Annotated in this window: 18 protein-coding genes; 5 read left to right on the plus strand and 13 right to left on the minus strand. The window is 61.7% G+C overall.

Annotated features, from left to right (window positions below):
• Window positions 1-29 precede the first annotated feature (29 nt).
• From ACWTV1_RS03145 to ACWTV1_RS03160, 4 genes are read left to right on the plus strand one after another with little or no spacing between them, the layout of a single operon-like run.
• Window positions 30-470 (plus strand): hypothetical protein, encoded by a 441-nt coding sequence (locus ACWTV1_RS03145; protein WP_498504081.1) that lies wholly within the window; start codon window positions 30-32, stop codon window positions 468-470.
• A 58-nt stretch (window positions 471-528) separates the two neighbouring features.
• Complete coding sequence (locus tag ACWTV1_RS03150) at window positions 529-1,041, plus strand: thioredoxin family protein (protein ID WP_498504082.1); 513 nt, start codon at window positions 529-531, stop codon at window positions 1,039-1,041.
• Window positions 1,042-1,047: 6 nt separating this feature from the next.
• The gene (locus ACWTV1_RS03155) at window positions 1,048-1,797 is read left to right on the plus strand and encodes a cytochrome c biogenesis CcdA family protein (RefSeq protein ID WP_498476830.1); all 750 of its coding nucleotides are present in this window, start codon (window positions 1,048-1,050) and stop codon (window positions 1,795-1,797) included.
• 48 nt (window positions 1,798-1,845) lie between these two features.
• Window positions 1,846-2,265: a DUF1761 domain-containing protein gene (locus ACWTV1_RS03160; protein ID WP_498504083.1), complete on the plus strand. Its 420-nt coding sequence runs from the start codon at window positions 1,846-1,848 to the stop codon at window positions 2,263-2,265.
• A gap of 60 nt (window positions 2,266-2,325) precedes the next feature.
• Here the strand turns inward: ACWTV1_RS03160 and ACWTV1_RS03165 are convergent, their stop codons facing one another.
• The 6 genes from ACWTV1_RS03165 to ACWTV1_RS03190 form a co-directional block, all read right to left on the minus strand.
• The gene (locus ACWTV1_RS03165) at window positions 2,326-2,622 is read right to left on the minus strand and encodes a DUF1905 domain-containing protein (RefSeq protein WP_498504084.1); all 297 of its coding nucleotides are present in this window, start codon (window positions 2,620-2,622) and stop codon (window positions 2,326-2,328) included.
• 99 nt (window positions 2,623-2,721) lie between these two features.
• Window positions 2,722-3,273: an OsmC family protein gene (locus ACWTV1_RS03170; protein WP_498504085.1), complete on the minus strand. Its 552-nt coding sequence runs from the start codon at window positions 3,271-3,273 to the stop codon at window positions 2,722-2,724.
• Window positions 3,274-3,430: 157 nt separating this feature from the next.
• Window positions 3,431-4,819 carry an MFS transporter gene (locus ACWTV1_RS03175; RefSeq protein ID WP_498504086.1) on the minus strand — a complete coding sequence of 463 codons (1,389 nt, stop codon included), beginning with the start codon at window positions 4,817-4,819 and terminating at the stop codon, window positions 3,431-3,433.
• 168 nt (window positions 4,820-4,987) lie between these two features.
• Window positions 4,988-5,320: a glutamyl-tRNA amidotransferase gene (locus ACWTV1_RS03180; RefSeq protein WP_100388636.1), complete on the minus strand. Its 333-nt coding sequence runs from the start codon at window positions 5,318-5,320 to the stop codon at window positions 4,988-4,990.
• 65 nt (window positions 5,321-5,385) lie between these two features.
• Complete coding sequence (gene gatB / locus ACWTV1_RS03185) at window positions 5,386-6,903, minus strand: Asp-tRNA(Asn)/Glu-tRNA(Gln) amidotransferase subunit GatB (protein WP_498504087.1); 1,518 nt, start codon at window positions 6,901-6,903, stop codon at window positions 5,386-5,388.
• Entirely contained in the window at window positions 6,896-7,939 is a 1,044-nt protein-coding gene (locus ACWTV1_RS03190; RefSeq protein WP_498504088.1) for an EamA family transporter, read from the minus strand. Before ACWTV1_RS03190 ends, gatB begins: the two co-directional genes overlap by 8 nt.
• Before the next feature lie 71 nt (window positions 7,940-8,010).
• On the opposite strand from ACWTV1_RS03190, the gene ACWTV1_RS03195 reads away from it, so the two are divergent.
• Window positions 8,011-8,568, plus strand: a complete 558-nt coding sequence (locus ACWTV1_RS03195; protein ID WP_498504089.1) for a CGNR zinc finger domain-containing protein — start codon at window positions 8,011-8,013, stop codon at window positions 8,566-8,568.
• Between the two features lie 84 nt (window positions 8,569-8,652).
• On the opposite strand, the gene gatA is transcribed toward ACWTV1_RS03195, so the two are convergent.
• From gatA to ACWTV1_RS03230, 7 genes are all read right to left on the minus strand, one after another.
• On the minus strand, window positions 8,653-10,167 hold the full coding sequence (gene gatA, locus ACWTV1_RS03200; RefSeq protein ID WP_498504090.1) for an Asp-tRNA(Asn)/Glu-tRNA(Gln) amidotransferase subunit GatA: 1,515 nt from the start codon (window positions 10,165-10,167) through the stop codon (window positions 8,653-8,655).
• Entirely contained in the window at window positions 10,167-10,481 is a 315-nt protein-coding gene (gene gatC, locus ACWTV1_RS03205; protein WP_100388632.1) for an Asp-tRNA(Asn)/Glu-tRNA(Gln) amidotransferase subunit GatC, read from the minus strand. The genes gatA and gatC overlap by 1 nt, the downstream gene beginning before the upstream one ends.
• 159 nt (window positions 10,482-10,640) lie before the next feature.
• The gene (locus ACWTV1_RS03210; RefSeq protein WP_498504091.1) at window positions 10,641-11,924 is read right to left on the minus strand and encodes an alpha/beta hydrolase; all 1,284 of its coding nucleotides are present in this window, start codon (window positions 11,922-11,924) and stop codon (window positions 10,641-10,643) included.
• 197 nt (window positions 11,925-12,121) lie between these two features.
• Complete coding sequence (ligA, locus tag ACWTV1_RS03215; RefSeq protein WP_498504092.1) at window positions 12,122-14,443, minus strand: NAD-dependent DNA ligase LigA; 2,322 nt, start codon at window positions 14,441-14,443, stop codon at window positions 12,122-12,124.
• Window positions 14,444-14,572: 129 nt separating this feature from the next.
• Window positions 14,573-15,736, minus strand: coding sequence for a tRNA 2-thiouridine(34) synthase MnmA (gene mnmA / locus ACWTV1_RS03220; RefSeq protein ID WP_498504093.1), 1,164 nt, complete (start codon window positions 15,734-15,736; stop codon window positions 14,573-14,575).
• Between the two features lie 73 nt (window positions 15,737-15,809).
• Window positions 15,810-16,064: a hypothetical protein gene (locus ACWTV1_RS03225; protein WP_498504094.1), complete on the minus strand. Its 255-nt coding sequence runs from the start codon at window positions 16,062-16,064 to the stop codon at window positions 15,810-15,812.
• Window positions 16,065-16,120: 56 nt separating this feature from the next.
• Entirely contained in the window at window positions 16,121-16,492 is a 372-nt protein-coding gene (locus ACWTV1_RS03230) for an ArsR/SmtB family transcription factor (protein WP_498504095.1), read from the minus strand.
• Between the last annotated feature and the right edge of the window lies 1 nt (window position 16,493).

Genomic DNA, 16,493 nt, shown 5'->3' on the forward strand with positions numbered 1-16,493 from the left:
GGAGCCATGTGACTCGCTACGGTTTGGATATGAAATCGTGGAGGGACGCGCTCAACGCCGAGCAGCAGGCTGACGTTGATCGAATTCTCGACTCGTCACTTAACGTGGCGCGCAACCATTTGAGCCATGCCAGCGAGTTCATGACGTTCGCGTTGATGACCGATGCCACAGGCCGAGTGCTGGAAATGTCGGCAGACGAAGCGTTGAAGAAGAAGCATCTGGATGCCCAAGCGTTGATCGCGCAGACCGTGACGCAATTGCGTCAAATGGCTGCGATCTCGCGGTGCAGCGCTATCGTCTCAAACACGCGAATCGCGTCGCTCAAGTCGGACGCGATCGAGGTGCGGATCGAGCACAAAGCGGGCGCAGCATTGATGGTTTTGCTCCCGTATACGCGAGCCAGATTCACAGGTGCGCTAACTTTCGGCGATCTCAAGCTGTATTCGCACACTGCTGAAGTCTGGGTATAGTCCCAGAAATTTCTCGCGAGGCGGAAGATTTCGTCGGCCGCGTACGTTACTAGTCGGCATGAACAAGCGAATTCTCGCGGTCATTGTCGCTCTTGCCGTCATTGTTATTGCAGCAGTTTCGATCGTCGCAGTCCAAAACTCGGACGACCCCGCTGACACCGCGGCATCCACCGGCGGCTCTCAAGTCTTCGAAAACTCGAGTGATGCCGACTCGAACGTTGAGCCCAATGCCGACGAGAGCGCTGCGATCGCTAACGATGGCGGCGGCGACTACGTCGACTACAGCCCGAGTGCCATTGCGGATGCCGATGGCCGCGTCATCCTGTTCTTCCACGCCACCTGGTGCCCGCAGTGCGTTTCTGCAGACGGAGACATCAAGGCCTCGGGCGTTCCTTCGGGAATCACGATCGTGAAGGTCGACTACGACACCAACCAAGATCTGCGAGCCGAGTACGGCGTGACGCAACAAACGACATTCGTTGAGGTTGATTCCAGCGGTGCAAAGGTTCAAGACAACTTCGTGGCCTACGCCGACGCCACGCTGAACGCCGTTCTCACCGCGCTCAACTAAGCCGCGATGCTCAGTCTTATCCTGCTCTCGTTTGTTGCGGGAATTCTCACTGTCGCGGCACCCTGCGTTTTGCCGTTGCTGCCCGTGATCGTGGGCGGTTCCATCGTGCGCACGAGCAGTGACGCGAAGGTCGCCGAACGCCAGTGGTTCCGCCCGGTCGTGATCGCGGTCAGCCTCGCCGGCTCGGTCATCCTCTTCACACTGCTGCTCAAGGCAACCACAGCGTTGCTGGGCATTCCCCAGCTCGTGTGGCAAGTCATCGCCGGCGGCATCCTCATCATCTTCGGCCTCACCCTCGTGTTTCCCGCACTCTGGGAACGCTTCATGATGGCCACGGGCATCCAGAACCGCACTAACGCCGTGATGAACCGCTCGTATTCGCGCGGCGGACTTGGCGGCGATGTCATGCTGGGCGCCGCGCTCGGCCCCACGTTCAGCAGCTGCTCCCCCACCTACGCGCTGATTTTGGCGACGGTGCTTCCCGTGTCGTTTGGCGAAGGCCTGCTCTACATCGTTGTCTACGCCCTCGGCCTCGCCATTGCGCTGCTGATGATCGCGTTCCTCGGGCAAGCATTCGCTCGCAAACTGGGCTGGCTTGCCAACCCCAACGGGGTGTTCAAGCGCGTGGTCGGCATCATTCTGTTGATCGTCGGTCTCGCCGTGATCCTGGGACTCGACAAGCAATTCCAGAGCTACGTTCTGGAACAGGGCTGGTACGACCCCATTCAGCGCTTCGAAGAAAGCATCACCGGCTAACGGCGGCGAGAGTAGGATTCGGGCACCGAATATCAGCCGGAGGTTGTCATGGTTCCCGAAATTAACTACATCGCCGTAATACTCGCGACTCTCTCCAGCATGATCGTGGGCACCATCTGGTACTCCCCTCGCATCTTCGGCAACTACTGGATGAAAGCGGCAGGAGTGACGCCCAGCGGCAACTCAGCGGATGCCATCCGCCCGATCGTCGTCACGGTCATCGTGAGCTTCATCACGGCCTGGGTACTCGCGGGAGCAGCGTTCATCGCCTTCGACTTCTACGGCGGCAGTTTCTTTGTGAACACACTGCTGACGAGCATCGTGCTGTGGGGCGGATTCACGGCCGCTCGTTTCATCACCCATGACCAGTTTGATGGGCGCCCCAACGGCCTCACGGTACTCAACGTGAGCCATGAGTTCGTCACGATCGTTGTGATGGCGCTGATCATCGGAGCCTGGCCCGCCTAAACGCCGGGATGCCCGGCCGTCGCCGTTGCGCGCTGGCGCCACAGCGGACCGCGCGGGGCCTCAGATCAGCTGAATCGTAACCTCGGCCGTGTCGCCGGCCTCTAAGCCTTCAGCGCGCCGCACAGCGATCTTGACGGGCAAGAAGTAACTATCTTCAACACTGCTGTCGGGAAAGATCGACGTCGTCCACGTGGTGGCACCGATCGTGACTTCGACCGCGATGGCGCCGAAGCCCCGCGGCGGCGATGGAATCTCCTTGATATCGACCCCAACATCCGGCGGCACGTGAAGAAAGTGCACACTCGGCTTCGACGCCCACGGCGTGAGCTCTGACGTGAATTCGAAGGCGGGCTTCATAGCCTCGAGGTTACTCGTCGATGCTGCCGTTAACAGAAAATCGACCGGTAGCCCGAGCTACCGGTCGATCATGTCTGAGGGCATCATCCTGGGGTTCCCCTAGCCCTTGATCACCTGCGTGGTGATGGGGGTGGGGTTCGCGAAGAGGTCGAGAACGGGGCAATGGGCGTCGACGGCTTCGCGAAGCTCGTCGTAGCGCTCTTGCGACTCCGGACCCGTGATGGTGATGTTGAGACGGATTGCTCCGAAGCCGTTACGTACGGTGTCGTCGATTCCGAAGAGGCCCCGCACATCGAGGTCTCCCTCGGCTTTGACCGAGATGTCATCGAACGGGATGCTGAGCGCTTGAGCGTACAGGCGGAAAACAACAACCTGGCACGCGATGAGCGCGCCGAGGGCAATTTCCACCGGGCTTGCTGCGAGGTCATCTCCGGCGAGCCCCTCAGGCTCGTCGATGTGGAACACGTGCTTTCCGGCCTTGAGCACCGTGCCGACGGACCCTTCGCCCTTGCCGGTAACGGCGTAAGTGAGTTCGGCAGCGGCGGGTTTCGCGGCGATGCGTGAGTTCCACGCAGCGCCCGCAGCGGTAAGGCGTGCGGCTCGGTCGGCGGCGAGATCGGTGGACGTTGATTCGTTAGTGAGAAGTGTCATGCGGCGACGGTAATCGCAATTGCCCGCGACCGCGCGGCAGAGTCGTAACACCCCGAAACACTGCTTAACACAGTGCAACGCTGGCCGCTGTGTTGCCGCTTTCTCGGCGGTGGTGTGCGCGCTACGAGCCACGACAGCCCGACTGTGCCCCGCTGGGTTAGCGCGTGCGCACGCGCAGGGCCACAGGAATGGATGCCACAGCCAGCACCGCCGCAAGGCCGAGAGCCGCCACGAATCCCGCACCGTTCACGAGCCCGCCGACGGCAGCGAAGACGAGACCGCCGAAAGCAATCGCTACGGCGCCGCCCGCGGCATCCGAAATGGAAAGCGCAGCGCTGTTGAAGCCCTGGTCGCGCGAGCTCGAATGGCTGAGCACGAGAGTCGAAAGTCGAGGGAATGTGATTCCCATGCCCGCGCCAGCGATAAGCCAACCCGCCGCAGCGATCCACAGCGAGAGCATGAAGTAGGCCGTCACGAACTGGGTCGCGATGCCCACGCTCAGCAGCAAGGATCCGACGACCACGACGTGGCTGTGCGAGACAGACTCCGGCAGTCGCCCTTGCAGCGCAGAACCGGTGGCCCACGACACCGCACCGACGGTGAGGATGAGGCCCGCGGCCCAGGCGGGCAAACCGTAGCGCTCGTTCAGGAGATACGGCAGATACACCTCGGTCGAGAAGAACGCAGCGGCGAAGACACCACGTAACACGATCGTGGTGGGCAAACCACGACGCAGAGTGAGAGAGCCCGCTGGCAGCAACGGGCGCAGAGCGATGATGGCAATCACGAGGGCTGCAATCGCGAGCGGCCAGGCGAAGGCTCCCTCGCTCTCTCCGCCGAGGCTGATCGCGACGATCGCCACAGCAGCCAAGACTGCCCACACGACGGCTCGCTTACCGGACGACTTCTCCCCCACGGTGACCGGCTGGTCGAGCAAAACGCGCACCGCAGGCAAAATCGCAGCACCGGCCGCGATCACGAGAAAGACCACACCGAAAAAGACCCAGTGCCAACTAATCTGCTCGGCCACTACACCGGCAAGCGGCGGGCCAATCAGTGAGGGCAACACCCAAGCTGAAGCGAACAATCCAAAGATCTTCGGATGCAGCACCGCCGGGTACAGCCGGGCCACGACCACATAGAGCGCCACGATAAGTGCGCCGGAACCGAGCCCCTGCAGGAAGCGCCCGATGATGAAGACACCCATCGTGCCCGCAAAACCCGCCACGAGGAGCCCAACAGTGAAGACCGCCATGGAGGCGATCAGGGGTTTGGCTGGCCCCGTGCGGTCGGACCACTGCCCGGCTAGGACCATACCGATCACGCTCGCAGCAAGGGTGCTCGAGAAGGCTACGGAGTAAAGCGATTCACCATCAAGGTCGCGACTAATCGTGGGCATGATCGTCGTGACCGCGAGGGTCTCGAACGCTCCCAAGAAGATCAGCGAGAACGCGCCGATCGTGGTCCACATCACCTGCGGCGAAAAGATGGTGGAGGGAATCGGAATGGGGCTCGTGGGCGTACCCACCGGGGTGCTGCTTGTCATGGTGTTGTGCTCTTCAGTAGTACGAAGCTACTGCAGACGGGGCGGATCGTCCCTCGTCAGGGCGGTGACTCAATCACGCGCGTGTACTGGCGGCTGCGGTGCTTTCTCAGTGTACGCCGCAGCCAACGCAAAACAAACAAATTTGACTAAGTTTGGCCGCGCTTCTCGCTAGGAGATTTCGACGACGGTACCCTGACCGAGTTCGTCAGCATCGGCATCCGTTTGTACGGCGAAAACGCCTGTCGGAATGCCCGGCAGGTTCGCTACGCGGTTGGCGACACCCATGAGCGTCGACTCATCAGCGCCCGTGATCACAATCACGTAGGCCTCGTTGAAGACGTCGCCCTCTTCGACAACGAAAATTTCGCCACCCTCGTCGAGCTCGCTCGTGAACTCCACGAGCGATTCAATCCACGGGAAGCGGCTCTCGCCCTCGGCTACCTCGGTGTCGGGAGTGAGGGGAACATGGATTTCGACGACAAGATCGGCAGTTTCAGACATGACCTCAACGGTACTGCCTACAACTGACGTTCGAACTACGCCAAGCCCACACCACCTCGGGCACCCTATTCGGCGGCGGCGCGCTCCAAGACCAGTTCACGAACGCGAGCAGCGTCGGCCTGACCCTTCATCGCCTTCATCACAGCACCGATAACAGCACCAGCAGCCTGCACCTTGCCCTCGCGAATCTTCGCCAGAACATCGGGCTGGGCCGCAAGGGCCTCATCGATAGCAGCAATCAGCGGGCCGTCGTCAGACACGAGCTTGAGCCCGCGGCTCTCAACAACCTCGGCGGGAGTTCCTTCGCCGCCGATAACACCCTCGAGAACCTGGCGGGCCAGACTGTCGTTGAGTACACCGTCGTTCATAAGCGCAACGAGAGCCGCAACATCCGCGGGGCTAATCAACGAACTGGCGTCAGCACCCTGCATGTTGGCGAGGCGAGCAATTTCGCCCGTCCACCACTTGCGCGCTTGAGCTGGCGTCGTTCCGGCCTCAACGGTGGCTTCGATCTCGCTGAAGAGTCCGGCGTTGTTGACGTCACGGAATTCAAGGTCAGTGAAGCCCCATGCCGCCTGCAGGCGCTTGCGACGCTGCGCGGGAGGCTCCGGAAGAGCTGCACGCAATTCGGCAATCAGTTCAGCCGAAGGCTCGACGGGAAGCAGGTCAGGCTCGGGGAAGTAACGGTAGTCATCGGCGTCGCTCTTGGGGCGACCAGCGCTCGTGACACCGGTGTCTTCGTGCCAGTGACGGGTCTCCTGGGTGATCGTGCCACCCTTCTGAAGAATGGCCGCCTGGCGCTGAATCTCGTAACGAACCGCACGCTCAACGCTGCGCATCGAGTTCACGTTCTTCGTTTCGGTGCGCGTACCCAACTTGCCCGAACCACGCGGGCTCAGCGAAATGTTGGCGTCGCAGCGCAGGTTGCCACGCTCCATGCGTGCTTCAGAGATGCCCAGCGAGCGAACGATGTCGCGAATAGCCGAGACGTACGCCTTGCCGACCTCGGGAGCATCCGCTTCAGCACCCGTGATCATGTGCGTGACGATCTCCACGAGAGGAACACCCGCGCGGTTGTAGTCAACCAGCGAATACTCGGCACCCTGGATGCGACCGGTCGAGCCACCCACGTGGGTGAGCTTGCCGGCATCTTCTTCCATGTGCGCGCGCTCGATCGGCACGGTGATTGTGCGGCCGCTCTCGAGCTCAATCTCGACCGAGCCCTCAAACGCGATCGGCTCATCGAACTGGCTGATCTGGTAGTTCTTCGCGAGGTCAGGGTAGAAGTAGTTCTTGCGGGCGAAGCGTGAACTCGGCGCGATCTCGCACCCGAGCGCGAGCCCCAAAGAGATCGAATACTTGATCGCCTCTTCGTTGACGACAGGCAAGCTGCCGGGCAAACCGAGATCAACCGGAGTGATCATGGTGTTCGGTTCGCCATGCTCAGCACCCGCCGCGGCAGGGTTCGGAGCATCCGAGAACATCTTGGTCTGGGTATTCAACTCGACGTGCACCTCGAAACCGAGCGTCGGCTCAAATAGTTCGAGTGCTTTGTCGTAGTCCATCAATTCAGCTTTAGCCACCAGACGATTGTACGTGGCGCAGCGGCACCGTATCGGTACCCGGTTCGAGCGGCGCGGATGCCGGGGCCAAAATTGGTTCATCTTCGTCGCTCGGGAAGGCCTCGGCCTCGATCGTGAAGTCACCAATATGCTCCGACTTCTCGGAACGAACGAAGGCGATCCCCGCCAGAATCAGCGCTCCCCCGATGAACTGCGTGATCGACAAGTTTTCGCCGATCAAGAGCCAGGCGTAAATCGCTGCCGTGACGACCTCGAGCAATCCGACGAACGACGCGAGTCGGGAACCGAGCATTTCGCTCGCCATGATGCTCGTGGAGTAGGCGATACCGGTCGCGACGATACCCACGATGAGCAGCGGAACCCACCAGGGAGCCACAAAACCCAGCACCGAGACATCCACCATCGGCATATCGAACGGCACAATACCCACGAGACCGATAAGCCCCAGGATGATGCCACCGATCAGCAGACCTGCTGCGGCTAGGGCGACGGCCGGCAAGCCCTCGCTCGAGCGCGCAGCAACCACGTAGTAGACGGCCGCCCCGACCGCCGCGCAGGCGCCGAAGATGATGCCGATCGGGTCGAGAGCGCCTGATCCTTCGGGAGAGACAACGAGGATAAGGCCGCCGAGCGCCACCACCGAGCCGATCAGCACAACCGCTTTGGGTATGCGACGGGTCGTTGCCCACGCGAAGCCGACGAGAAGAAGTGGCGCCATGTACTCGAGCAGGATGGCGATGCCCACGGGGATACGTTCGACGGCCGCGAAGTAGACAAGTTGCGTACCAGCAACGCCAATGATGGCCATGAGCAGGATGCGGCTACGCGCGTACCAGAGCGCGATCCAACGCCCCTTGAGGGCCAGGATCGCGAACGGCGCGAGCACGGTGCCACCAATGAGAACGCGAACGGTCACCGCCGCCGCAGGGCTCCACCCGGCTTCCAGTACCGGTTTAATCAGCGCGCCCGATAACCCGAAGCTGGCCGCAGCGATCACAGCTATGAGTAGGCCGAGGGTGGTGGACGAGCGATTCATGGGCAACTACTTTGAACGAGATTGACGAGTATTTCTGCTGACGCTAGTCTCGAAACAAATAAGGAGTCAAATTGCAATTTGCCCCTGACACAGTGGAGAGTCTCGAGTTCGCCGTTTTACTCGGAAACACGCATGAACTCGCAAGCAGATCAGGCGACGACGAACTCATGACGGTCGCGCAAGTGCACGAGCTCGTCATGCAGTTTCGGTTTAGCGGCCGCATCGACCGCGACGACGCTGAAGTGACCGAAGTGAGGGCCGTGCGCGACCGCATCCGCGGGGTTTGGAAGCTCACGCGGGACGACGCCGCGATCGAGATCAACGCAATGCTCGCTGAAGCGAAAGCCTTGCCATTCTTGGCGCGCCACGGCGACTTCGACTGGCACCTGCACGCCAACGACCCCGAAGCACCGCTCGCCGAGCGCATTCAGGCCGAAGTGGGGTTGGCACTCGTCGACGTTGTACGGTCCGACGCGATGTGGCGGTTGCGGCGCTGCGAAGCTCCCGACTGCGAAGGCCTCATGGCCGACCTCTCGCGCAACGGCTCACGACGGTTTTGCAGCATCCGCTGTGGAAACCGGATGAACCAAATCGCCTACCGCGAACGGCAAACGAGTGACAACGCCTAGCCTGCCCTCCGCCACCACGATCGCGTTAACGCAGTCGACCCGCGCTCCTGATGAACACGGGTCGACTGACAGAAACGGAACTAGCTAGCCGAGGGCCGGAATCTGGCTCGGCAGGGTGTGACCCCACTGAGCTTCGAGCAAACGCTCGAGCGTGGCGCCGACCTCGTACAGGCGAGCGTCGCCGCGAGCCGGAGCCATAATCTGGAAACCAGTCGGTAGTCCATCTTCAGGAGCGAGCCCCATCGGAAGACCCATGCCGGGGATGCCCGCAAGGTTGGCCGGAATCGTGGTGACGTCGTTGAGGTACATCGCCATCGGATCTTCGAGCTTCTCGCCGAGCTTGAACGCGGTGGTGGGCGCCGAGGGCGAGACGAGAACGTCAGCCTTCTCGAACGCTGCAGCGAAGTCGCGCTGAATGAGCGTGCGCACCTTCTGAGCGCTGCCGTAGTACGCGTCGTAGTAGCCGGCGCTCAAGGCGTAGGTACCGAGGATGATGCGGCGCTTGACCTCGTCGCCGAAACCAGCCTCACGGGTCGCTGCCATCACGTCTTCAACGGTTCCACCGCCTTCGGGCGTGACGCGGAGGCCGAAACGCACCGAGTCAAACTTGGCGAGGTTGCTCGACGCCTCGGCGGGGAGGATGAGGTAGTACGCCTCAACCGCGTACTCGAAGTGCGGAGCATCCACTTCAACAATTTCGGCACCGAAGTCGGTGAGCAACTGCAGAGCTTCGTGGAAACGCTGCGAGACACCGGCTTGGAAGCCGGGGCTGTCGAGCTGCTTGATGACACCCACGCGAAGGCCCTTGAGGCTTTCGGCGGCGGCACCGGCACGAGCTGCGGCAGCAAACGACGGCCACTGCTCGTTGAGCGAGGTGGAGTCACGCGGGTCGTGCCCGCCGATCACATCGTGCAGCAATGCGGAGTCAAGGACGGTACGCGAGACGGGGCCAACCTGGTCGAGCGACGACGCAAGAGCGATCGCGCCGTAGCGCGAGACGCCGCCGTAAGTGGGCTTGACGCCAACGGAACCCGTGACGGATGCCGGCTGGCGGATCGATCCGCCGGTGTCAGAACCGAGAGCAAGCGGAGCTTCAAACGCGGAGACGGCCGCAGCAGAGCCACCACCGGAGCCGCCGGGGATGCGGTCGAGATCCCACGGGTTACGCGTCGGACCGTACGCCGAGTGCTCGGTTGACGAGCCCATGGCGAATTCGTCCATGTTGGTCTTACCGAGCGGGATGAGGCCAGCGGCACGCAACTTCGCCACGGGCGTTGCGTCATAGGGCGGAACCCAGCCTTCAAGAATCTTGGAGCCCGCGGTAGTGGGCATGTCGATCGTGCAGAGCACGTCTTTGACGGCGACGGGCACACCGGCGAGCTCGCCGAGCGACTCCCCTGCCGCGCGACGCTCATCGATGCGCTTGGCGTTGGCGAGAGCATCCGCCGACACGTGCAAGAACGCGTGAACCCGGTCGTCGACGGCAGCGATGCGGTCGAGGTGTGCCTGGGTTGCTTCGACAGACGAGACTTCGCCCGAGCTCAGCTTGCCGGCCAAATCTGCTGCCGACATCGTGGTGAGGTCGTTCAAAGCTGCCATTACTGTTCTTCTCCCAGAATCGCGCTCACGGCAAAGCGTGAACCGTCGTGCTCAGGGGCGCCGGCGAGCGCCTGTTCGGTGGTGAGGGTGACGCCGGGAACATCCGCACGGAAGACGTTGCTCAGAGGAATCGGGTGGCTCGTTGCCGGAACCTCATCGGTTGCGACCTCGCTGACCTTGGCCACGGAATCAACAATCGCACCAAGCTCACCAGTGAGCTTCTCGATTTCGTCGTGGGTAAGGGCGATGCGGGCAAGCGATGCGAGGTGCGTAACGACCTCAGTAGTGATCGCACCCGGATTGGTGTCAGTCATGGAGCTCCGAAGATGGGAAACAGACAGGGAACCCTTCCAGTGTATTCGGCTTAGCGGTCGGCGATGAGCGACAGGGCAAGAGCGTCAACACTCACGGCCGTATTGCTGAGCACGACGACAGCTCAGCGAGATGCAGTCGTCGTGTGGGGCGAGGAGCCATTAGCTCTGCGTGTTATCCACGGAGGCGACCGCGCGTTGAACGGTGGGTGCGTCCTCGGGGATGACGAGGTCACTGCGCCCGATGCACAGCAGCGCAAAGTTGCGCATCGATTCAGTGCCCGGAGTGAAGTAATCGTTGTGACCGACGGAACCGGCGAGCGGCTGCTTCATCACAACATCGTACGCACCGCCGACGCCGAGCGACTTTGCTCCGAAAGCTTGGGTTCCGGGGTCGGCGCCAAAGTATGAACTATTGGGAATGGGATCCCACGCAGCTTCTCCCACGAAAACGTTGCCGCCACGAACATGGAGATCGTCCACGGATCGTGCTGGGCTGCCGGGCGACCCAACCATGGCGAGGGCGTCGATTTCGAAGTCGTATTCCGATAGCGCCATCATGGCCGCGGTCGTTCCATAGGAGTGGGCAACGACCGAGATATAGGGCTGGTCGGCCCCGCGCAGGGCCTGCAATCCGAGAATCGCATCAGCGAGAGTGTCGCGGCCTTGGTTCGCGTTATCGATCGCGCCCACGTTGGTGAGGTTGGGGGTGTCGTAGCCAATCCACGCGACCGTCGCGACGGTCTCATTTCGCGTGAACACTGATTGGGATTCGAAATGGTCTAGCCACTGCTGCTGCTCGCAGTACAGCGTGTAGGCGGCATCCGCCCAGTACGACATTTGGCCTTCGATGGTGAAGAACATGCCCGGCACCAAGAAGCTGACGTAGTCGGCTTCACTCACGTCGCCGAGCACGATGGCGGCCTTACCCTGGCCAGTGACGTCGAGGGTGATGAGGGTTCGCTCGGGAGCCGCCCGATCGAACGCGAGAGACTCCGAGATCGACGAGAGCATGTTGAGTTGCTGGCGCGCGCTCTGCTGCACAGCACGACCCGCATCCGAGTTAACGACCGCGGTAAGGTCAACGATGGTTTCGTTAAGAACAGTGCGGTTGCTGACGTCGCGAATTCTGTAGGGAACGCCTTCGAGGTTGCCCAACAGTTGTGGGCTAGCGATCTCTAGAGCTGCCTGGCTGTCAGTCGCCAAGTCGCCCCACCAGAGCGCAACTTCTTGGGCGGGAGGTTGCGAGGCGAGAATCTGTTCGATCGCGCCCGGTCGCGCTGCGAAGAACTCAGGGATGCTGTCGGCGGGGATACTCGCGAGTGAGGTGAGGGTACGAGTGCTGAACGTTGCGGTGCCGAGAGAACCGGTGGTGTCGACAACGGGGCCGACAAAGGGAGCCGGTGCATCACTCGTGACGATGGAGCGGAATTCGATTGAGGGCACGCCAGAGGCCTCGGCGGCGGGTAAGCCTACAACCGAGGTAGCCAAAGCGAGTGCAATTTCTATCAGCAACGTCGGGTGATCCCCTCAGGACCGTGAACTGTGCGCCATCCCCGCGCACGATCACGTTCAGCTAATCCTAAGGGGAAACAACCCCATTCGGGGGTGAGTCGAAGGCATTACCAACGTTTTACTAGGTTTTAGAGGGAGTCGGGCCCCTCTTTGAGCAGTCGAGCGAACTGTGCAGCGTCAATAACTGGGATTCCCAGCTGTTCCGCCTTCGTCAACTTTGAGCCCGCGCCCGGGCCAGCGGCCACGAAGTCGGTCTTTTTGCTCACGCTCGACGCCGCTTTTGCCCCTGCGGCAATGATCGCTTCTTGGGCACCTTCGCGCGTGAATCCTTCCAGACTGCCGGTCGCGACAATCGTGAGACCGGCGAGAGGGCCGTCGTTAGACTGCGCTGCCCCGGGGCCCGGATGGCCGGGAGTGGACCATTGCACTCCCGCATCCGTCCAACGTTGAACAATCTCTTGATGCCAGTCGACCTCGAACCAATCGGCTACCGAGTCAGCGATGATCTGGCCAACACCATCAACAGCAGCCAGCTCTTCACGCGTAGCTTCACGGATGGCCGTGAGCGAACCGAAGTAGTCAGCCAGTGCACGAGCCGCGACGGGACCGACGTGGCGGATGCTCAAGCTCACGAGCAGTCGCCAGAGCGGCTTCGTCTTGGCTTCCTGCAAGTTGGCGATGAGCTTGATCGCATTGCTCGAGGGAACCCAATCGGGAGTGCCGGCAAATTCGGCGGCGTTGGCGTCGAACTCGGGGTCAGCGTCCTTGCCGGTTGATTTACGCGCACGCCGGAACGGAGTGACGAGCCGTTCGGTGCCGTCGTCGTTAGTGAGCACTTCGCCGGTCTCGGAATCCCGTACCGCGACCACAATCGGGAAAATATCTTTGACCGTCAGATCGAATAGTCCCGCTTCGTTGATGAGCGGGGGCACTTCGGGCTCTCGCGGTTGAGCAAGCGCCCGCGCAATAACCTCGCCGAGCACCTCGATATCGAGCCCACCCCGGCTGCCGGTGTGCTCGATGCGGCCTCGAACCTGCGCCGGGCAACTGCGAGCGTTCGGGCACCGCAAATCAATGTCGCCCTCTTTCATGGCGCGCAAGGGCGTGCCACATTCCGGGCAGTTCGCGGGCATGACGAAGGCGTACTCCGTGCCATCACGCAGCTCTTCAACCGGGCCAAGGATCTCGGGAATGACGTCTCCCGCTTTGCGCAGCACAACAGTGTCGCCAATCAGCACGCCCTTGCGTTTGACGACATCCTGATTGTGAAGCGTGGCCTGGCGCACGACCGAACCAGCAACCAGCGCTGGCTCCATGACGGCATACGGGGTTGCGCGACCTGTGCGCCCGACGCCAACCACGATGTCGAGCAGCTTCGTATTCACTTGCTCGGGAGGATACTTGTACGCGATTGCCCAACGCGGAGCACGGGACGTTGCGCCGAGTTCTTCGTGCAGCGCAAGCTCATCGACCTTGATGACGATGCCGTCAATCTCGTGCACGACGCTGTCGCGGTGCTCGCCGTAGTACCGAATGAACTCGTCGACCTCGGTCGCCGTGGGCACAACCTTGTAATAGCGGCTTGTCGGCAAACCCCACTCCGCCAGAACGCCGTACACCTCACTCTGCGTGCGGATCGGTTCGCTGCCTTCGCGTTCACCGTTCCAGGCCCCGATACCGTGCACGAGCATCCGCAGCGACGACAATCGACGACGCATGGCAGCCAACTTTTCGTCGTTCTTACCCTCAGATTTTTGGCGCAGCGAACCGGCTGCAGCATTGCGTGGGTTGGCAAAGACCTTCTCGCCGATGCGTGCCTGTTCTGCGTTGAGCTCGCGGAAGAGCTCCAAAGGAATAAAGACTTCCCCGCGCACTTCAACGATGGGCGGATGCCCCGAGCCAGCTAAGCGCTGAGGGATGCCTTCAACCCGAAGAATGTTCTCGGTCACGTCTTCGCCGACGCGACCGTCGCCCCGCGTTGCGGCACTGACGAGAACGCCGTCGATGTAGCGGAGGTTGAGAGCGAGTCCATCAATCTTGAGCTCACACAGGAAATCGATGTGGCGAGCGGAGTCGCGCTGAACCTTGGCGGCCCATTCGCCGAACTCTTCGAGCGAGAAGACATTGTCGAGGCTCAACATGCGTTCGGCATGTTCGACGGGATCGAACAGGGTCGCTACGCGGCCACCGACGCGCAAGGTTGGGCTGTCTTGCCCTTGGAGCTCGGGATGCGCTTTTTCCAGCTCTTCAAGCCTGCGGATCAGGCCGTCGTACTCGGCATCGTCGACGAGCGTTTCGTCGCGAACGTAATAAGCGTCGCGAAGTTCAAGAATGCGCGTCGTGAGTGTTTGCGCCTCATCCCGTGCTTCAGCGAGTTCGGGATCGACAGTCTCGGGAACGTGCTCGTCTGAGGAGTGAGAAGAACCCGAATTCACAGTGCTATTGGCCACAGCACAAGTGTAAACAGCGGCACTGACTTCTCCGTGTGAAACGAGAGCGCCGTCGAGCGTGGCTCACGCTAGTGCGAGAGAGCGTACGTGCGTTCGTGCGTTCGTACGTTCGTGCGTGCCTGCGACGGGCTAGACGCCAGCAGGAACCGCAGAGACGGTGCGCGCGATTGTGCACTGCCCCAAAACGCGGGTTCCGACGTAAACCACGGCGGTCTGGCCGGGTGAGACACCATTGAGCGGTTCGTGGGGTGTGATAATCAGCTCAGGCCCGGTGGCGTCGCCGACGTCGTCAGCGCCCTCTGTCGACGGGGCGATGCGCGCAACCGCAGGCATCGGGTCAGAGTGAGCGCGCACCTGTACGTGGCATTCGAAGCTCTCCCCCGGTTCGGAGATGAGACCGGATGCTTGCGGGTCGAGCCCCGCCCACGAGAACTTAGTGCCAGCGACCTGCGAGAGCGCGAGAGCTTCGCGCGGTCCGACTACAACCTGATTGGTCTTGGGGCGGATCTCGAGTACGAAACGGGGCTTGCCGTCATCCGTGGGGTAGCCGACGTTGAGGCCCTTACGCTGGCCGATTGTGAAGGCCAAAGCACCCTCGTGCTTACCGAGAACATCACCGTTGCGGTCGAGGATTTCGCCCTGCTCCGCGCCAACCTTGTCGGCGAGCCAGCCGCGAGTGTTGCCGTCGGGGATGAAGCAAATGTCGTGGGAGTCAGGCTTGTTCGCTACCGAGAAGCCGCGCTCAGCCGCTTCCGCGCGAATCTCTGCCTTGGACGGCGTAGCGCCGAGCGGGAACATGCTGTGGGCCAGCTGTTCGGTAGTGAGTACACCGAGAACGTAGGACTGGTCCTTGGCCCAGGCCGCAGCGCGATGCAGCTCGCGGTTGCCGTTCTCATCTTCGATGATGTTGGCGTAGTGACCGGTTGCCACGGCATCGAATCCGAGCGCCACGGCCTTCTCGAGAAGGGCAGCGAACTTGATGCGCTCGTTGCAGCGCATGCAGGGGTTCGGGGTGCGACCGGCGGAATACTCGGCGATGAAATCGTCGACGACATCGAGCTTGAAGCGCTCGGAAAAGTCCCACACGTAGTACGGGATCCCGATGATGTTGGCGGCCCGCTGGGCATCCATCGAATCTTCAATCGTGCAGCAACCGCGAGCGCCCGTGCGCAGGGTTCCGGGTTGCCGGCTCAGCGCCAAATGCACCCCAACAACCTCGTGCCCAGCCTCTACGGCGCGCGCGGCAGCTACGGCGGAGTCCACTCCGCCACTCATTGCCGCTAAAACCTTCATGAGTCCAGTGTACGAGACGTGCTACTGGGCAAGTTCCGGGTGGGCACGTTCAGCCGCCGGGCGCAGCCGAGACCTACTGCGGGATGTCGGTGAGAGTTTTCTCGATGCTCGCGAGTCGCTGCTCCACAACATCCAATCGCTGAAGCAGCGCGCGGTTGGCTTCGAGGCTCTGATCGGCGAGCGCACGATAGTCACCACCGGCTTGAGCATCCGCAACGTACTTCGCTGTTTCAGCTTTCTTATTGGTGGAGTTGTGAATGACGCCGGCAATGATGCCCACAACGGCGACGATACCTACCCAAAACCAGAGGCTATACAAGACTTCCATTATTTTCCTTTGTGAGAGTTGCTACTAAACGATTCCTGAGGATGCCGTGGCCAGGTTCACGAGCCGTCATCCGCTTGTGCCGCGGCGCCGTCATTCGCACCCACGCTGTCGCTTGCGGCCGCCTCGTCTTTGGCCGACTGCGCCACTGCGCGAGCGAGCAGTGCCGGGGTAACGGTCACGCGAAACGGAACGACTTCGAAGAGCTTGAGGGCTTTACCGTCATCGCTGAGTTCGTGATGCCCGGCGACGAACCCAGCTTCTTCGAGTTTGGCGAGGTGCATGTAGAGAAGGGCGCGAGACATTCCGACGCGGCGGGCGAGCTCGCTCACGTGCTGTTGGCCGCTCGACAACTCGGCGAGAATACGCATGCGCTGCGGGTTCGCCACGGCGGCCAACCACGCTCCGAGCTCTTCTGAATTCACCGCCATC

The sequence above is a fragment of the Salinibacterium sp. VpJ6 genome (genome assembly GCF_059767345.1).

Bases quoted from the DNA above. Each gene is read 5' to 3' on its own strand.
- ACWTV1_RS03145 (WP_498504081.1), top strand. From the start codon at position 30: ATGAAATCGTGGAGGGACGCGCTCAACGCCGAGCAGCAGGCTGACGTT.
- ACWTV1_RS03150 (WP_498504082.1), top strand. From the start codon at position 529: ATGAACAAGCGAATTCTCGCGGTCATTGTCGCTCTTGCCGTCATTGTT.
- ACWTV1_RS03155 (WP_498476830.1), top strand. From the start codon at position 1,048: ATGCTCAGTCTTATCCTGCTCTCGTTTGTTGCGGGAATTCTCACTGTC.
- ACWTV1_RS03160 (WP_498504083.1), top strand. From the start codon at position 1,846: ATGGTTCCCGAAATTAACTACATCGCCGTAATACTCGCGACTCTCTCC.
- ACWTV1_RS03165 (WP_498504084.1), bottom strand. From the start codon at position 2,622: ATGAAGCCCGCCTTCGAATTCACGTCAGAGCTCACGCCGTGGGCGTCG.
- ACWTV1_RS03170 (WP_498504085.1), bottom strand. From the start codon at position 3,273: ATGACACTTCTCACTAACGAATCAACGTCCACCGATCTCGCCGCCGAC.
- ACWTV1_RS03175 (WP_498504086.1), bottom strand. From the start codon at position 4,819: ATGACAAGCAGCACCCCGGTGGGTACGCCCACGAGCCCCATTCCGATT.
- ACWTV1_RS03180 (WP_100388636.1), bottom strand. From the start codon at position 5,320: ATGTCTGAAACTGCCGATCTTGTCGTCGAAATCCATGTTCCCCTCACT.
- ACWTV1_RS03190 (WP_498504088.1), bottom strand. From the start codon at position 7,939: ATGAATCGCTCGTCCACCACCCTCGGCCTACTCATAGCTGTGATCGCT.
- gatA (WP_498504090.1), bottom strand. From the start codon at position 10,167: ATGGCAGCTTTGAACGACCTCACCACGATGTCGGCAGCAGATTTGGCC.
- gatC (WP_100388632.1), bottom strand. From the start codon at position 10,481: ATGACTGACACCAATCCGGGTGCGATCACTACTGAGGTCGTTACGCAC.
- mnmA (WP_498504093.1), bottom strand. From the start codon at position 15,736: ATGAAGGTTTTAGCGGCAATGAGTGGCGGAGTGGACTCCGCCGTAGCT.
- ACWTV1_RS03225 (WP_498504094.1), bottom strand. From the start codon at position 16,064: ATGGAAGTCTTGTATAGCCTCTGGTTTTGGGTAGGTATCGTCGCCGTT.
- ACWTV1_RS03230 (WP_498504095.1), bottom strand. From the start codon at position 16,492: ATGGCGGTGAATTCAGAAGAGCTCGGAGCGTGGTTGGCCGCCGTGGCG.